The 16,026-nt window shown below is 61.2% G+C and carries 12 protein-coding genes and 1 pseudogene; 5 read left to right on the top strand and 8 right to left on the bottom strand.

The annotated features are described in order from the left end of the window. Window positions 1-136: 136 nt before the first annotated feature. The gene (locus SFUM_RS07230) at window positions 137-841 is read right to left on the bottom strand and encodes a flavodoxin family protein (RefSeq protein ID WP_244148105.1); all 705 of its coding nucleotides are present in this window, start codon (window positions 839-841) and stop codon (window positions 137-139) included. Between the two features lie 429 nt (window positions 842-1,270). On the opposite strand from SFUM_RS07230, the gene SFUM_RS07235 reads away from it, so the two are divergent. Beyond that, window positions 1,271-2,071, top strand: coding sequence for an inositol monophosphatase family protein (locus tag SFUM_RS07235; RefSeq protein WP_011698255.1), 801 nt, complete (start codon window positions 1,271-1,273; stop codon window positions 2,069-2,071). 163 nt (window positions 2,072-2,234) lie between these two features. Here SFUM_RS07235 and SFUM_RS07240 read toward each other — a convergent pair whose 3' ends face one another. From SFUM_RS07240 to SFUM_RS07260, 6 genes are all read right to left on the bottom strand, one after another. Next, window positions 2,235-2,588, bottom strand: a complete 354-nt coding sequence (locus SFUM_RS07240; protein ID WP_011698256.1) for a hypothetical protein — start codon at window positions 2,586-2,588, stop codon at window positions 2,235-2,237. 272 nt (window positions 2,589-2,860) lie between these two features. Then, the gene (locus SFUM_RS23915; RefSeq protein WP_279614598.1) at window positions 2,861-2,989 is read right to left on the bottom strand and encodes a hypothetical protein; all 129 of its coding nucleotides are present in this window, start codon (window positions 2,987-2,989) and stop codon (window positions 2,861-2,863) included. Between the two features lie 88 nt (window positions 2,990-3,077). Beyond that, complete coding sequence (locus SFUM_RS07245) at window positions 3,078-3,863, bottom strand: enoyl-CoA hydratase/isomerase family protein (protein ID WP_011698257.1); 786 nt, start codon at window positions 3,861-3,863, stop codon at window positions 3,078-3,080. Window positions 3,864-3,924: 61 nt separating this feature from the next. After that, window positions 3,925-6,090 carry a PocR ligand-binding domain-containing protein gene (locus SFUM_RS07250; RefSeq protein WP_011698258.1) on the bottom strand — a complete coding sequence of 722 codons (2,166 nt, stop codon included), beginning with the start codon at window positions 6,088-6,090 and terminating at the stop codon, window positions 3,925-3,927. A gap of 3 nt (window positions 6,091-6,093) precedes the next feature. Continuing rightward, entirely contained in the window at window positions 6,094-6,441 is a 348-nt protein-coding gene (locus SFUM_RS07255; protein ID WP_011698259.1) for a cupin domain-containing protein, read from the bottom strand. Between the two features lie 107 nt (window positions 6,442-6,548). Further along, window positions 6,549-8,213 (bottom strand): FAD-dependent oxidoreductase, encoded by a 1,665-nt coding sequence (locus SFUM_RS07260; RefSeq protein WP_011698260.1) that lies wholly within the window; start codon window positions 8,211-8,213, stop codon window positions 6,549-6,551. Window positions 8,214-8,963: 750 nt separating this feature from the next. Between SFUM_RS07260 and SFUM_RS07265 the strand changes: the two are divergent. After that, window positions 8,964-10,142, top strand: a pseudogene (locus SFUM_RS07265) (MFS transporter). A 37-nt stretch (window positions 10,143-10,179) separates the two neighbouring features. Here the strand turns inward: SFUM_RS07265 and SFUM_RS07270 are convergent. Next, a complete protein-coding gene (locus SFUM_RS07270) occupies window positions 10,180-11,787 on the bottom strand; it encodes an MBL fold metallo-hydrolase RNA specificity domain-containing protein (protein ID WP_011698262.1) in 1,608 nt (535 codons plus the stop codon). Between the two features lie 203 nt (window positions 11,788-11,990). Between SFUM_RS07270 and fadR the strand changes: the two genes are divergently transcribed. The 3 genes from fadR (at window position 11,991) to SFUM_RS07285 (ending at window position 16,013) form a co-directional block, all read left to right on the top strand. Continuing rightward, entirely contained in the window at window positions 11,991-12,578 is a 588-nt protein-coding gene (fadR, locus tag SFUM_RS07275) for a fatty acid metabolism transcriptional regulator FadR (RefSeq protein ID WP_041441987.1), read from the top strand. 92 nt (window positions 12,579-12,670) lie between these two features. Continuing rightward, window positions 12,671-14,530 (top strand): acyl-CoA dehydrogenase, encoded by a 1,860-nt coding sequence (locus SFUM_RS07280; protein ID WP_011698264.1) that lies wholly within the window; start codon window positions 12,671-12,673, stop codon window positions 14,528-14,530. 289 nt (window positions 14,531-14,819) lie between these two features. Beyond that, window positions 14,820-16,013: a thiolase family protein gene (locus SFUM_RS07285; RefSeq protein WP_011698265.1), complete on the top strand. Its 1,194-nt coding sequence runs from the start codon at window positions 14,820-14,822 to the stop codon at window positions 16,011-16,013. Window positions 16,014-16,026: the final 13 nt, after the last annotated feature.

Genomic DNA, 16,026 nt, shown 5'->3' on the forward strand with positions numbered 1-16,026 from the left:
ATCCTGTGGCTCGGAGCGCCGATTCGGGCGGACGCAAGGCCCGCCCCTGCGAGCGGGGGCTCCACCCGTCGGGCGGGAGCTGAATTTGTCCGCGCCCGCGCATAATCGTCCTTTCCCGCCCTGTGCACGGAATCGCTCAGCCTGGTTCCTTATCTGTCCCGAGGACCGCGCGAGCCAGTTCCTGACCGGTCCTGAATGCTTCTTCAAGATAATCCGGATGGGAGAGGACATCCCCCTCCAGGTCCAACCCCCTGTAGAGCAGTGTCCGCCATACCTCCACGTCCAGGGCGTCGAAGAAATACCTGATGCTGAGCAGCACCCCGTCGAAAAGCTTTTTGCCCCTGGTCGCCCCGGCCGAGATGAACAGCCCTTTGCGGGAGCCTCTGCGTTCCCCGAAGGGAACGCCGTCGATCCAATATTTGCGGACCCAAAGGGACTGGCAGCGATCCATGAGGATCTTCGTGTGCGCGCTCACCGCGTAAAAGAAAATCGGGGAAGCCAGCATCAGGCCCCGGCAGTTCACGAGCTTGTCGCACAACTCCTGGAAATCGTCCCGGATGACGCAGCGCCCCGTCTTCTTGCATCCGTAGAGCTCAAGACAGGGCGACATCTTGAGATCCCGCAGCACCACCTCCTCGACTTCCGCCCCGCCGCCCCTCGCCCCTTCGATCGCGCGGTTCAGCAGGGTCGAAGTATTGCCCCCGCGCCGGGGACTGCCGTGAATCGCCAGAATTGCATTCATGGTCGGACCGTTTCCGGAGCGGCACCGCTCCTCCAATAAGACAAACAACGGGATGATTTCCCACAGGCGCGTTCGCACCCATCCAGCCGATGGACTCATAGTATATGCCACCATCGGGAATTGGAAAACACCCGTGAGGAGCTTTTCATTTTTCTTCGCCCCGTTCCCGGCCGCAACCATACTTTCTTTACGCGCGGGGCGATCCCTTATTTGCCGGGGTAATTCGAATATTGCTTTCTCGCCTCCCGGCGCTCTGCTAACATGTACGCCAACGCGAAGATCGATTCCTGCGATCGTACCGCGAGCAGGCGTTCACCCTTCAGCCACCATCGTGTCGCCGCAGGCGGGAGGAAGCTTCCCGTAACGCGACGAAGGCTTTTCGGTTTCTTTCCCGGCAGGAAACGTGGACGGGCCGCCGGGGCGGAGCGTTAGCACAGAGAGGCATCCGTCGCGATTGCGTGGCGTGTCCCCTTTGAATGCACGGCCAGGAAACTGCACGACTATTTTACTTTCACAGAAGGAGGGGAAATGGTTGACCCAGGGAATCCCAACATCGAGGACTTGATCCGGTTCGCAACGGACATGGTGTGCGGGGCCGGAGCGGAAGCCATGAAGTTTTACGGAAAGGGCAACCCCGAGGTGAAGTTTGATGAAGACCTGGTCACGGAAGCCGAGTTACGCCTGGTGGATTTTTTCAGGGCTCGGCTCGCCGAGAAATATCCCGAGCACGGGATATTCGGCGACTCCATGCCCGGTCAGGACTACGTGCACGGAGAAAAAGGGTTCCTGTGGATTTACGACGCGCTCGATGGAGTGGCCAATTTCCAGGCGGGCATCCCGATCTGGGGGATCTCCCTGGCGCTTTTCGAGAACTTCTGGCCGGTGCTCGGAGTCTTCTATATGCCGGTTACCGGGGATCTCTTCTTTGCCCGTGCAGGAGAGAAAGCCTATCTGGGCAAAGAAGTGGTGCGCATCCCCGACCCCGGCGAAATCAGCAATGAGAGCGTGCTCCTGACCTATTCCCGATTCCACAACCACTATCGGTCCACTTTCCCGGGCAAGATCCGGAACCTGGGTTCGACCGGCGCTCACATCTGCCTGGTGGCCCGGGGACGAGCGGAAGGCGCGCTGCTCGCGCACGTCTCCTACCAGGATCTGGCGGCCGCCCAGATCATTCTCACCGCCGCGGGCGGGAAGCTCTACAGGATGGACGGAACCGAGTTCCACCTGAGTGACTACCTGGGAGGCCAGAAAATCGAGGAACACCTCATCGCCGCCCCTCAAGGATCGTTCAAGCCACTCAAAATGTACCTCAAGGAAGCCGAATAGAGCTCTGTCGCCAAACGGCATCGACCGCGGCGTCCCCTCTTCTCCCCCGCCCGGACCCGGAAAGGTGTGAAGGCGTGGAACTGATCCCCGCCAAAGACACCTCCTCCGCTATGGACCCGGTGCTTTTGGGGGCGGAGGGGAAACCCCGCGGGGCTCGGGTTTTTCAAACTTTTTCACAGAGCCCCTCGAGCTCGCAAAACAACTGCAAAAGCGCAATAGCGACGGCATGCTTCCTGTGCGCCGGGGTTCCCCACAGGGGCCAGCGATGCATTGCCTTGAGAATCCTTTCGAGATCCTCGTTGAACAGATGCGCCCGCTCGAACTCCCCGTAAGTCCTCCCGCTCACCGGCTCGTGCGTGGGAAACCAGACGGGCACCCAACCCTCGATGCCTTCGTCGTAAGCCTCCCAGACGATATGCGGGTCCACGCCGGCGGGGACGGTTTCCCACCGCACGGGAGGAAGAGGAATGCTCCTGTCCAGGAATTCCTCGAGCAAAGGGTTGGGCTTTCTTCCCATGATCGTTCCGGATACTCCCCCGATGGTCGGGCCGGTCGGCTCGACGGCCCGTGTACCGCACAATTCGCTTCTGCTGGAAAATAGTATAATTCTCCACCCCGGGACTGTCCAAGGGATGTCCGGAAAAAGCTCCGGCCGGCCACAAAGCGCATGTTAAAACGGGCTTCGCGGTCCAAGCCGCCCGGGGCCTCCCGCGTCGCTTCGGATACCGCGCCCCGGTCTCCAGCCGCGCACCCGCGATGATTGCCGCTGCGAACGTGCGCAGGGCCCACTCACGCCATCACGCGCCAGTGTATGCGCACCAGCGTTTTTCCGGGTTGATCGATTGCGGCGAACCGCCGGGCGGAAGCTCCGAAACAGCGGCAAAACGTCCGGAATTCCTTGAATTTCAACAGGTTCATCCTGTCTCTTTCAATGCATCGTCGCGAGCACAATAACCGGTGGAAGTCCCGGCGAAACAACGCACCACGGCAGCCCCGGCAGGCTTGCCTACCCGGACGTGAACACCGGCTTGCGTTTCTCGGTGAAAGCCCTCAATCCTTCCCGGCCGTCCGGATGCTCCACGCAGCTCACCAGTCCCGTCCGCTCCATTTCGAGATGCGCCTCGAACGGGTTGCTGTACGAATCGGTGATGAGTCTCTTCGCCCATCCGAACGAGTGGAGCGATCTTCGCGCCAGTTCCCGGGCCATGCCGACGGCCTCTTCCAGTGCCGTGCCGTCCGCTACAACCCTCGTCGCGAGTCCCCAGGCCAACGCACGCTCAGCCGTGATGGGCTTGTCGAAAGCCAGGATTTCGAGAGCCCTGGCAAATCCGACCATTCTCGGGAGCGTGAAGGTGCCGCCGCCGTCCGGGCAGAGACCGGACGAGGTATAAGCCTGGACGAGCACGGCGGATTCCGCCATGACCCGAAAATCGCATGCCAGCGCCAATGAAAAGCCGCCTCCCGCCGCAACCCCGTTTACTGCCGCGATCACCGGCTTGCTCATCCGACGGATTTGCAGGACCGCCTGGTGAAAGTGGGAAACCAGCATGTGGAAGATCGCCCCGGGGCCCTGCGGAGCCGACAACGTCCTCTTCAGGTCACCCCCGGCGCAGAAGGCCTTGCCTTCCCCGGAAACCACCACCCCACGCACATTGTCGTCCGATGCAAGAGAAATGAGGCGCTCGGCCAGGGCCTCCACCAGCTCCGGATTGATCGCGTTGAAGGCGTCCGGTCTGTTCAGAAGGAGGCAAGCCACTTCACCATCCATCGCAACTTTCACCACCTCACTCATTTTTCCTTCTCCTTCCTGAGCCCGGTCTTCGTCAAACCCTCACGCGTCGGGCACTTCAGGCTCACTGCGTCCGCTGGTCCAGGATTCGCCTGATCGTTCCGGCAAGCTCGCCGGCAACCACGGGTTTCATGATGAAGCCCCGAATCCCGAGCTGTTGAGCTCTCCGGGCGTCCATCCGTTCACTGAAACCCGTGCACAAGATGACGGGAAGATCCGGCTGGAGGCGCAGAAGCTCCCGTGCCAAGTCCTCTCCGGTCAGATGAGGCATGGTCAGGTCCGTGACCACAAGATCGAAAGGGTTCTCCTTCGACCGATGCCGGAACGCCTCCAGCGCCTCGATGCCGTTCGTGCGGTATTCCACCTCGTATCCGAGAAATTCGAGCATTCGCTTCGTAACTATGGCCAGTTCCGGTTCATCGTCCACGATGAGGACCCGTTCCCGACCGTGGGGTGGGGACGCAACCGCCACGGCATCCTGGCCCGGAACGCTCTCCATGGCGGGAAGCAACACGCGGAAAGCGGCCCCCTCACCCGGGATGCTGTCCGCCGAGACCGTCCCGCCATGGCTTCTGACGATCCCATGCACCACGGAAAGGCCCAGTCCCGTTCCAACTCCCAGTTCCTTGGTCGTGAAAAAGGGATCGAATATGCGGTCGAGAGCGGATGGAAGAATGCCCGGCCCGGTGTCCATCACGGTGAGCTGCACGTGAGGCCCGGGTCGGAGGTCCGATGGAACATGGACCGAATCCGGCCCGATGGAGACATCGGTGAGGCTCACCTGCAGAACGCCGCCGTTTTCGCGCATGGCGTGGGCGGCATTGGCGCACAGGTTCATCAGCACCTGGTGAACCTGTGTCGGATCGGCCAGCACCACCGATTTGGAAGCGATGTCCATCTTCATGTCGATGGTCGATGGAAGCGAGGCGCGGAGCATCAGCATCGCCTCCTTCACGATCAACCCGATCTGAACGGGTTTTTTCTCCTGTTCGCCGCGGCGGCTGAAGGCCAGAATCTGCCGCACCAGTTCCCGTGCCCGGGTGGTCGCCTTGAAAACGTGCTGCAGGTCTTCACGGATCGGACTTCCTTCTTCCGCGTTCCAATGGGCCATTTCCGAATAGCCGATGATGATTCCGAGAATATTGTTGAAATCGTGGGCGATCCCCCCCGCCAGGGTGCCCAGGGCTTCCATCTTCTGAGCCTGCCTCAGTCGCGCCTCGACGCGGATCTGCTCTTCTTCCGCACGCTTGCGCTCAGTGATGTCCTGGATTGTGCCCACCATCCGCAACGGCTTCCCCGCTCTGTCATATTCGGCCCGTCCGCGGTTGGATACCCAGCGGATCCCGCCTGCGGGGTGGATGACCCGAAATTCCTCCACGAAAGGCGTTCTTTCCGCCAGTGCGCGTTCGGCCATTGCCATGACGCGGACAACGTCCTCCGGATGGATGACCTTCCTGAAGGATTCAAGAGCCCCCCCTTTCCCTTCCAGGGCCAGTATGGCTCGACTCTCCGGCGACCAGTACACGGTGTCGGTTCGTGCATCCCATTCCCAGGCGCCGATGCGCGATGCGGCCAGAGCAAGATTGAGCCGCTCTTCGCTCTCGCGCACCGATTCCGTCAGCGCGGCGCGTTCCGTCAACAACCGGGCCAGCCGCATGTTGCTGTAGCTCAACTGGGACAGCATCCGGGCGAGCTTGACCAGGAACGCCATGCCCTTTCTCACGAAGTCCTTTTCGAAACGCGGGACATCGTCAACCGCGGCGAGGTAAGCTTCTTCATCAAACCCGTAGTGCCTGGCCTGCGATCGGAAGACCTCGCGGTCCGGCGGTTCGTCTTCGAAAAAGAACTGCCCGGAGATGACATTCCCCAGACGTCGGCCGCCCGCAATGATGGGCGTCGCAACGTCCCACATGTTGTTCTTGCACTTGTAGAGCCTGAAATCCCCCGGTGAAACGCCTTGCGAGAGCTCCAGGTCGCTTTCCGTGCAATGCATGCACGCCTCGGGATGGGCCCGGTGGTACCGCACGCAGATGTCTTTCCATCCGACGCCGACCAGGACCTTGCCCTTGCGGTCCACAATGCTCACGGGAAAGCGTGTCAGCTCGTAGAAATCATCCACGAGCGCCTGGACCTCCTGGACATCCAGGATGTCGGCAAGCTCCGGCCGTTCGATATCCCCATCGGCGGCAGGAAGAGCATCGGCTTTGGAACCGAAAGGCCGTTCGGTCACGTCTCAGATCTCCGGGGCAAAAGGTGGAACCAGGCAGACAACGACCAGAGGTTCCTCCCCCGTGTTCTTCAACTGGTGCTCCTCGTTGGCGGGGACGAAAACGACACTCCCCGGGCCGAACTCAAACCACCGGTTGTCCATCAGGATGGTCCCCCGCCCTGCGTGCACGAACTGTTCATGCTCCCAGGGATGGGAGTGACGTGGAGTGTATCCGCCGGGGGCCAGCTCTATCACGCGCATGCAGAAATTGTCCGCGCCGTCCGCCTTGCCGATAACCACCCGTCCGCTCGCACCCTTCGCCGGACTGCCGAACACCTTTTCTTCAACCTCCGAGTAGTGGACGATTTTCATACGGTTATTCCCTCCTCATCATTTCCCGGCGGGAAGCGTTGTCGGCTCGTTTCCCGCCAGATTTTCCGATCGCCTTGTCCGGACGGTTCGCCGGCGTCGCGCGAACGCTATTTGCCCCCCTTTGCGGCCAGGAAGGTCCGGTACCCCCCGGAAATGCTCTTGACGTTGAACCCGTTCTGGGACAACAGCCTCATCGCATAGTAGGACCTCTGCCCCACCAGGCAGTATGCCCAGACATCGCGGTCCCCGGGCACCTCGTTCATCCTTGTCCGAAGCTGGTCCAACGGGATGTTAACCGCCTGCTCGACATGGCCCTTGCCAAATTCCTTGACATCCCGGACGTCGAGAACAAAGGGGGCCGCCGAGGCGATCTCATCCCACTGGGCGATGCTCGAATCACCGCGCAGCACGTTGGCGGCAATCATTCCCGCCATATTGACCGGATCTTTCGCGGAACCGTATTGAGGCGCGTAGCAAAGCTCCGCTTCCTCCAGATCGAAAACCGTCCGGTTTGACTGGATCGCCATGGATATGACGTCGACCCGCTTCTCCACCCCTTCCTTCCCGGCCGCCTGGCATCCGATGATCCGCCCGTCCTTTTTGGAAAAGATCAGCTTCAGGCTGATTGTCCTGGCTCCGGGATAGTACAACGCATGGTGCCCTGGATGCAGGTAGATCTTCTCGTAATCCTGTTTCCAGAGGCCCAGGCGTTTCAGCGTTTTTTCGCTGAGACCGGTGGAGGCGACGGTTACATCGAAAACCCCGCAGACAGCCGTTCCCTGAACTCCCCTGAACTCCCGGTCCCTGCCCAGGATGACGTCGGCGGCGACACGGCCCTGGCGGTTTGCGGGCCCGGCAAGCGGGATGAGGGTCCACCCGCCGGTGATGAAATCACGCACCTCGACGGCATCTCCCACCGCCCAGATCGCGGGGTCACTGGTGCGCATCCGGCTGTCCACCCGTATGCCGCCAAGCTCGCCGATTTCCAGCCCGGCCTCACGGGCGAGCTTCGTTTCAGGCCGCACGCCAACACAGACAATAACGATATCGGCCTGTTCCTCTCCCCCGGATGCGAGACCGGCGCGAATGGACCCGTCGGGCATCGACTGAAATCCGGTGACCGATTCTCCCAGGCGCAGCGAAACCCCGCAGCGTTTCAGCTCGCTGTGCACCGGGGAAACCATTTCCGGATCCAGCGCAGGCATAACGTGGGACTGCGCCTCCACGATGGTTACGGTCAATCCGCGCTTGACCAGATTTTCGGTCATTTCGAGCCCGATAAAGCCGCCGCCCACCACCAGGGCGCGGTTGGAACCGTTCGCCGAGACCCATTCCCTGATCCGCCTGGTATCCGGAATATTCCTCAACGTAAAGACGCCGGGCAGGTCTATCCCGGGGATGGGGAGCCTCACCGGGGCGGCACCCGGGGAAAGAACAAGCGCATCGTATTTCTCCGTATAGGTCTCACCCGACGAAAGGTCTTTCACCGCGATTTCGCTGTTCCGCCTGTCGATCGATACGACTTCGGAATTGACGCGCACATCGACGTTGAAGCGCTCCTTGAACAGTTGCGGCGAGGCCACCATGAGCGCCTCCTCCTTCTCGATGACGTCCCCGATGTGGAAGGGCAGGCCGCAGTTGGCGAAAGAAACGAACGGCCCCTTCTCGAACATGATGATTTCCGCTTCCTCCGACAGTCTTCTCGCCCGTGCCGCACACGAAGCGCCTCCAGCCACACCGCCAACGATAAGGATACGTTTTCCGGACGCCATTTGCATACTCCCCGAAGTCTATGAGTGAGCCGACTTATTCAACGGAAACGCTGCTGCCCGCAGGCTGATCCCCAGCGGTTCCGCAAACCTGTGAAGATCCATTCTCCGGCATTACACGTCAAAGTGCAAATCCGTTTTGCCTGCCTTGCGCGCTCCCGTGAGGCAATGCGCGGCGGAAGCGGGTCCGCCCCCCATCGAGAGCGGCGCGACATCCGTCCCCTCCGCATTGCCCCGAGGCCGGGAAGGAATATCCCCTTCGGGCGCGACCTGGTTCGCGCACATCGTGAATTGACTTGACCGTCACGAGCAGTTAGAAGGGGTTACGCAACCCGGCCGAGTGACCCGCTGATGGGAACACCGGTGAGGCACTCTGGAACGTACGCCTGGATTTCCTACTTTGTGGGATAATGCTCCGGCTTGGGACAGCCCGATCGTTTATAGTGATCGCCCGGCTCCCGCAGGTTTATATCAAAATGCCGCAAACCGGGCACGGCGGGCGCCGGGCTCGATATGTGCGTGGGCACGATGAGACCGCACCCCGCCCTTGCCGCCTCCTCCGGGCGGGAATGGCGTCCGTGAACCGTCGCCGCGGGTTCAAAGGGGTCCGGGAGTGAGCGGCAGGGTACTCGAGGCGCCCGGCGTCTCTCCTGGTTGGTATGAATGACTTCACTTCACGCTCCATCGAGCATCGCTCAGGATGATCCGAGCGCTCGCTCCCTGTTCGGGCATCGCCCTTTCCTGCTGTTCTGGATGTCCCGGGTGTTTTCCGCCGTCGCGTTCCAGGTTTCGGCAGTCGCGGTGGGCTGACAGGTCTACGAGCTGACCGGAAGCGCTTTCAACCTGGGGTTGGTGGGGCTGGCCCAGTTCCTCCCCATGGTGATCCTGACTCTCGCCGCGGGGCACATCGCAGATCGCCGTGACCGGCGCTCCATCGTACGAACCTGCCAGGTCATCGAGGGATGTGCCGTCGCAACGCTCGCCCTGGGCAGCCACGCAGGCTGGTTGCAGGTCGCGGGAATCTTTGTTGCGGTGGCTTTCGTGGGGGCGGCCCGAAGCTTCGAGAACCCGACCATGGCCGCGCTGCTGCCGGGGCTCGTCCCGGCTTCGCTGCTTCCCCGGGCCGCGGCGCTTTCGAGCTCGGCGATGCAGACCGCGTTCATCGTGGGCCCGGCCCTCGGAGGGCTCCTCTACGCGGCAGGACCGACGGCGCCTTACGCTTGCGCCGCCTCCCTCTTCCTGCTGGCGGGCGTGCTGTCCACGCTGATCCGAACCTCGCGCTCACCGGCGTCCCCCTCGGAGTCTCGAGGCTTCAGGTCGGTCTTCACGGGCATCGCCTTCATCCGCAACCAGCGTGCCGTCCTGGGCGCCATCTCCCTCGACCTTTTCGCCGTCTTGCTCGGCGGCGCCACGGCGCTGCTGCCGATCTACGCCCGGGACATCCTCCACACCGGCCCCTGGGGCCTCGGGATGCTACGTTCCGCCCCGGCGGCCGGCGCCCTCGTGATGTCCGTCATCCTGGCCCGCCGCCCGGTCGGACGCCGTGTGGGCCAAACCATGTTCACGGCGGTCATCGTTTTCGGCGCGGCCACAGTCGTCTTCGCGGTGTCTTCCTCCATGGTCCTGTCGCTCGCCGCCCTCTGCGTGCTGGGCGCCGCCGACGTGTTCAGCGTCGTGATCCGGCTGACCCTCGTCCAGCTCGCCACACCCGATCACATGCGCGGGCGGGTGAGTGCGGTGAACGCCCTTTTCATAGGAACCTCGAACCAACTCGGGGAATTCGAGTCGGGCGTCACCGCCGCACTTTTCGGCACAATTCCGGCCGTGTTGATCGGGGGCGTGGGAACCATCCTCATCGCACTCCTCTGGATGCGGCTCTTCCCCGAGATCCGCAGGATCGACACCTTCGAGAGCATCAGGGCTCCCTCATGAGCCGGCCGGTGCGTGTCCGCGAACCCGGATCGCTGTCCTACCTTTTCTCCTTCTGGAGTTCCTGCAAAATTTCCCGCAGGCGATTCTCGGCATCGGTCAAATCAAGTGCAAGGTGTTGCAGGGTTGTGTGAGGCAACCTCTCGGGAGCCTCTCCAAGTAGGCTCTTGATCTGTTCGGCCGTCTGAATGATCCCGGCGAGCGGCGGCCCGGCGGCCACTTCCATGAGTTTTTCGCGTATGGCCGGCGACTCGATCGCCTCCTGCGTGATCACGTCCCCGATGGCAGGCACGTGGACGGGAAAACCGAAACGTTTGTTTACGATCTCGGCAAATTCCGTGCTGGTCGACTCTTCACCATGGATGACGACAACCCGCATCGCCGGATTCCTGAAATGACCGAGCCACTCCAGCAAAGAACGCTGATCGGCGTGAGCTGAAAAACCTCCGATGGTATGCACTTTCGACTTCACAACCACCTTTTCGCCCAGCACTTTGACCGATTCGGCGCCTTCCACGAGTCTGCGCCCCAGAGTGCCTTCAGCCTGAAAACCGACGATAACCACCGACGATCCCGCACGCCACAGGTTGTGCTTCAGGTGATGCTTGATGCGGCCGGCGGTGCACATGCCGTTCCCGGCTATGACGATGGCCGGTCCCGCAGCCTGGTTGATCGCCATGGATTCCTGTGAAGAGCGGGAGAGCACCAGTTCCGGGAAATCGAACGGATCGTTGCCCGAGTCCAGGATGGCGCGCGTTTCGATATCGTAGAAGTCCTTCATGCGGCGGAAGATGTCGGTGGCGGCGATGGCCAGCGGACTGTCCACGTAAAGGGGCATCGAGGGGATGAGTTTCTTCCGGAAGAAGTCCCCGATCACGTAGAGCAACTCCTGGGTGCGCTCCACCGCAAAGGCGGGAATGATGACCTTCTCGCGGTGGCGATAGCTGAACTGTATGGCCTCGAGCAACTCCTTCCGGCTCTCGTCGAACGACTTGTGATTCCTGTTCCCGTAGGTCGATTCCACAAAAAGCATGTCCGCGTCGGCAATCGGCTCGGGATCGCGCACGATCAGCTGCCTCCGGTACCCGATATCCCCGGAAAACACGACCTTGTAGGGCTGCGGCTGCCCGCCGTTCCACACTTCCAGCATGGAGGCCCCCAGAATGTGGGCCGCATTGCGGTAGCAGACCTTCAGATCGTCGTTGACCGTAATGGGTTCGTTCTGGTCGACCACGCTGAAGAGCGGGAAGCATGCGGTTGCGTCTTCAACGGTATAGAGCGGTTCCACATCCTGTTCGCCGACTCTGCGCCCCTTGCGTGTCTGCCATTCGGCTTCCATTTCCTGGATGTGCGCCGAATCGAGGAGAAGGATCTTGCAAAGCTCCGCGGTGGGGAGCGTTGTGTAGATTCGGCCGCGAAAACCGTCCTTCACCAGCTTCGGGATGCGTCCGCAGTGATCGATGTGAGCGTGCGTGAGAAAAAGCGCCGAAACATCGGCGGGGTTGAACGGCCAGGGCTTCCGATTCAAGGCCTCCATCTGTTTGCCGCCCTGGAACAGGCCGCAGTCGATCAGGTACTTGCTGCCGTTGTCGAGGAGAAAGGAGGAGCCGGTGACGCAGCCGGAGGCGCCGAGACAGGTGATGTGCATGTGCCGACCCTTTCTGTAGGTAGAGGAACATCATTGCCGACAGGGGCAAAAGTGAATGGAACGCGTGCAATTATTGTCCAGATGAAACCACTTGACAAACACAATATGAATTGAGTAAGAAAATGAATGATTGCTCATTCAATTTTCCCACTGCCGGCTCGAAACTCCATCCCGAACTCGCGAACCATCGGAAAGAATACGGAATGCGAAGCAAAGCGGCGGACAAACATCAGGCGATCCTGGATGCGGCGGTGAAAGTTTTCGCCCGCAAGGGATTCTTCCAGTCGAGGGTGTCGGAAATCGCCCGGGAGGCCGGTGTGGCCGACGGAACGATCTACCTCTATTTCAAGAACAAAGACGACCTGCTGATTTCCATATTTGCCGTCAAGATGCAGGAAATCATATGCAGGTTCCGTGACGCCATCGCACTCGAAAACGATGCCGCGTCCCGCCTGCGCTGCCTGGTGAGGATGCACCTGGCGGGTTTCCAGTCCTACCCGGAGCTGGCCGCCGTCTTCCAGGTGGAGCTGCGTCAGAGCAGCCGCTTCATGCGCGAATACAATAAGGAAGAGTTGCGGCAGTACCTCGATCTCATCGGAGAAATCCTGGAACAAGGGCGGAAGGAAGGTGTCTTTCGGCAGGATATTTCCGTGGGCCTGGCAAAACGTTTCGTGTTCGGGACGCTGGACGAGCTCGTCTCCACGTGGGTCCTGGCCGGAATGCAATACGACCTGGGCTCCATGGTGGATCCGGTGCTCAACCTTCTGCTCCACGGCATGGGCCGGAACTGAACTCGAATCCGGCGTATCGCCGGGTCCGGAACCTTTTTCCCCGAAGGAAACAAACCCCGTGACGGCACGGTGATTGAAGGGAGAGATGAAAGATGAGACTCCTTGTGGACGACAGGGACCAGAAGTTTGTTCTCTACGAACAGCTGCGCATCGACGAACTGAGTCATTTCCCTCTGTTCTCCGAGTTTTCCCGCGACCTCTCCGACATGATTCTGGAACAGGCCGAAAAGCTTGCCGAGAATGAATTCTTGCCCGTCAACCGGACGGGCGACCTCGAAGGATGCAGGTTTGAGGGCGGGATGGTCAAGGTCCCGGAGTCTTTTCACCGTGCTTATGCGCGATACCGCGAGGGCGGGTGGCTGAGTCTTTCGGACTCGACGGACTATGGCGGCCAGGGAATGCCTTTCGTGCTGGCCAATGCCTGCGTCGAGTACTTCGCGGCCGCAAACTGGGCCCTGCTCATGTACCCGGGGTTGACTCACGGTTCCTCGCGTCTGCTGGAGAAGTACGGCACCTCCGAGCTCAAGGAGACTTATCTTTACAAGATGTACGCGGGGGAATGGTCGGGAACGATGTGCCTGACCGAACCCGACGCCGGGAGCGACGTCGGCAATCTTCGCACCCGGGCAAAGAGACTGCCGGACGGCACCTACTCCATCCGCGGTCAAAAAATCTTCATTTCCTGCGGGATGCACGACCTGACGGACAACATCATCCACATGGTGCTCGCCCGGATCGAGGGTGCCCCCAAAGGCGTGCGGGGCATCTCGATATTCGCCGTGCCCAGGCTGCGCGTCACGGAAACGGGCGAACTGGCGGAAAACGACGTGGTTTGCACCGGCCTCGAGCATAAGCTGGGCATTCACGGGGCTGCCACGTGCACGATGAACTTCGGCGAAAACGAGCGCTGCGTCGGGTATCTCCTCGGGAAAGAAAATACGGGCATGCGGATCATGTTCGAGATGATGAACGAGGCGCGTCTTTTCACCGGGCTGCAGGGGCTCGGGCACGCCAGTGCTGCCTACCTGCACGCGCTCAACTATGCGAAGGAAAGACGCCAGGGCGCGCTCATCCAGCACATGAAACACCCCGAAACCCCGAGGGTGCCCATCATCAGGCACCCCGACGTCCGCCGGATGCTGATGTTCATGAAAAGCAGCACGGAGGGGTTGAGAGCACTCATGCACCTGGGCGGGTATTGTATCGACCGGTCTCGAGCCGCGGAGGCGGAGGAGGAAAAAGAGCTTTTCCAAGGTTATGCCGACCTCCTGATCCCGCTCTGCAAATCGGTGGGCAGCGACCTCGGCTTCCGCGTGTGCGAGACCGCCATACAGGTGTACGGCGGCTACGGGTATGTCACCGAATATCCCGTGGAACAGTTCCTCAGGGATTGCAAGATCGCGTCCATCTATGAAGGCACCAACGGGATACAGGCCCTCGATCTCGTGGGGAGGAAGCTCACGTACAGGCGAGGCCTGCTCGTCAAGAACGCACTGAACGCCATCGAAAACATCCTCTCCAGGATTCGGCGCAACTTCAGCCTCCGCGACCTCGTCAGGATATACGAGGAAGCCCAGGAGAGCACCGTTCAGGTGACCAAGTTTTTTGCTCTCAAGGGGATGACGGACGAATTCGAGTCCCCGTTGCTCTATGCCAAGCCTTATCTGGACCTGTGCGGCGACGTCGCCATAGGGTTCCTGCTGCTCTGGCAGGCCAACATCGCGGATCAGCGGCTGCAGGAGATTTACCGGGATCACAATGCGACGGACCAGCCATCCCGGACCAGGGTGGTCAATGAGAACCGCAGTGCGGCATTCTACTTCGGCAAGATCGCATCGGCCCGGTTCTTCATCAACCAGGTCCTGACCCAGGCCGGCGGCAGAGCGCGAGCGATCATGAACAACGACAGGTCCGCTCTCGAAATTCCGGACGACGGATTCGCGCTCGGTTAAAAAGCGCGAGGGGCAAGCCGCCCCTGCGACGGCGGAGCAGGAGGCCGGGGAAGACAGAGAATTTTGCCCGATGGAAGTCCCCCTCCCCCGCCGGCTTTCATGCAATCCTGCGAGCCGCCGGCTCCCGGCGGCTCCAGGGCAATCGAGGAACGAGGCCGACCTGGACGTTCTCTACGGATCGGCAGGGGCGGTTCTTCCGCCAAAAGACGTGGTGAAATCATGCCAGTGAAAGGAATCCGGGCTTGACCCCCGGGTTGTTGACGAACGAGCCTACGCGAAGGAGACTCTCATGCAGGCGAGGGATGTGGTGGTCATTGACGGAATCAGGACCGCGTTCGGTCGGGCCGGCGAGAAAGGCTATTTCTGGCTGACGCGGGCCGACGATCTGGTGGTTAAATTGATACGGGAGCTGCTCAGGCGAAATCCCCTGGTGACTCCGGACATGGTCGAGGAAAACGTCTGGGCCGCCACCACCCAGGAGGGAGACCAGGGCCTTACCATGGGACGCACCACGGTGCTTCTGTCGGGGTTGTCCGATTCCTGCGCCGGCTTTTCGGTGGACCGCATGTGCGCGGGAGGACTGACCGCGGTCACCGCGGCGGCGTCGGAAATCGCCCTTGGAGCCTGCGATGTGGCCATTGCGGGCGGGGTCGAGCACATGGGACACCATCCCATCGCTGCGACCGCAACCCCCAACCCGCGCTTCCTCGCCGAGAAAATCGTCTCCGAAGACGCGCTGGTGATGGGCAGGACGGCCGAATGTCTTCACGACATGTTTCCCGAGATCACCAAGGAAATGGCCGACGAATATGCGTACCGCTCCCAGCTCAAGACCGCCCGCGCCTATGCGGCCGGCAAGATCGGCAAGATGATCGTGCCGATGACCGTGTACACCAGGGAAGGGTGGGATGTCGCGGACAGGGACCAGCAGCCCCGCCCCGAAACCACCATGGAGGCGCTGCGCGATCTCAAGACGCTCTTCCGCGCCCGGGGCAGAGTCACCGCGGGGAACTCATCGGGGTTGAACGACGGCGCCTCCGGGCTGCTGCTCACGAGCCTCGAGAAAGCCAAAGAGCTTGGCCTTGCGCCGAAGATGCGCCTGGTCGGCTACGCCTACACCGGGGTCAAACCCGAAATCATGGGTTACGGTCCGATCCCTTCCACGAAGAAGCTCTTCGCCAGGACGGGGCTTTCCATGGACGACATGAGCTTTGTCGAGCTCAACGAGGCCTTCGCCGTGCAGTGTCTTGTTTTTATGAAGGAATTCGGGATGAAATTGATGGATGACGAACGCCTCAACCCGCTCGGCGGCGCCATCGCCTTCGGCCATCCGCTGGCCGGTTCCGGTCCCAGGCTGGTTCTGCACCTGTTGCACCATTTCGCCGAGCACCCCGAGGCGCGCTACGGCCTGACCGCGTTGTGCGTCGGACTTGGACAAGGCGCATCCGCCATTTGGGAAAACATGCAAACCGAAGGCAGATAAGACTGGAGAAAAC

The organism is Syntrophobacter fumaroxidans MPOB (genome assembly GCF_000014965.1).
Taxonomy (GTDB): domain Bacteria; phylum Desulfobacterota; class Syntrophobacteria; order Syntrophobacterales; family Syntrophobacteraceae; genus Syntrophobacter; species Syntrophobacter fumaroxidans.

Excerpts from the sequence above, each read along its gene's own strand:
- SFUM_RS07230 (WP_244148105.1), bottom strand. The coding sequence starts at position 841 with ATGAGTCCATCGGCTGGATGGGTGCGAACGCGCCTGTGGGAAATCATC.
- SFUM_RS07235 (WP_011698255.1), top strand. The coding sequence starts at position 1,271 with ATGGTTGACCCAGGGAATCCCAACATCGAGGACTTGATCCGGTTCGCA.
- SFUM_RS07240 (WP_011698256.1), bottom strand. The coding sequence starts at position 2,588 with ATGGGAAGAAAGCCCAACCCTTTGCTCGAGGAATTCCTGGACAGGAGC.
- SFUM_RS23915 (WP_279614598.1), bottom strand. The coding sequence starts at position 2,989 with ATGAACCTGTTGAAATTCAAGGAATTCCGGACGTTTTGCCGCTGTTTC.
- SFUM_RS07245 (WP_011698257.1), bottom strand. The coding sequence starts at position 3,863 with ATGAGTGAGGTGGTGAAAGTTGCGATGGATGGTGAAGTGGCTTGCCTC.
- SFUM_RS07255 (WP_011698259.1), bottom strand. The coding sequence starts at position 6,441 with ATGAAAATCGTCCACTACTCGGAGGTTGAAGAAAAGGTGTTCGGCAGT.
- SFUM_RS07260 (WP_011698260.1), bottom strand. The coding sequence starts at position 8,213 with ATGGCGTCCGGAAAACGTATCCTTATCGTTGGCGGTGTGGCTGGAGGC.
- SFUM_RS07270 (WP_011698262.1), bottom strand. The coding sequence starts at position 11,787 with ATGCACATCACCTGTCTCGGCGCCTCCGGCTGCGTCACCGGCTCCTCC.
- fadR (WP_041441987.1), top strand. The coding sequence starts at position 11,991 with ATGCGAAGCAAAGCGGCGGACAAACATCAGGCGATCCTGGATGCGGCG.
- SFUM_RS07280 (WP_011698264.1), top strand. The coding sequence starts at position 12,671 with ATGAGACTCCTTGTGGACGACAGGGACCAGAAGTTTGTTCTCTACGAA.
- SFUM_RS07285 (WP_011698265.1), top strand. The coding sequence starts at position 14,820 with ATGCAGGCGAGGGATGTGGTGGTCATTGACGGAATCAGGACCGCGTTC.